This is a genomic window from Streptomyces sp. P17 (genome assembly GCF_032436805.1).
Classification (GTDB): Bacteria; Actinomycetota; Actinomycetes; order Streptomycetales; family Streptomycetaceae; genus Streptomyces.
In genome coordinates this window covers 1-234 of the sequence record NZ_JAVRBF010001520.1, presented here as the reverse complement: position 1 = coordinate 234, position 234 = coordinate 1, and the positions used below count along the sequence as shown (strand labels likewise).

The window sequence follows — 234 nt, the reverse complement described above, 5'->3', positions numbered from 1 at the left end:
AATACGGATACGTTGCATAAAATTAGTCCTCGACCTTAGCAAGCAGCCGACTTTGGATAAAACGGCTGATTTCATCAATTTCTTGGGCACAAACACTGTGCGGCATGCGGTAATCGCGCCAACTCACATTAAAACCTGCGGCTTTGTAAGTATGAAAAGCCTGCTGGCCAGCAGTCAGTGGCACCACAGGATCTTGCGTACCGTGCGCGATAAACACTGGCGTCGTTTTATTAT

General features: G+C 47.4%; 1 protein-coding gene. It reads right to left on the bottom strand.

The genetic code is table 11. From position 1 onward, the window contains the following. Positions 1–22: 22 nt before the first annotated feature. The coding region (locus RMT89_RS45555) for a hypothetical protein (RefSeq protein ID WP_315889623.1) at positions 23–234 on the bottom strand (212 nt) is incomplete at its 5' end.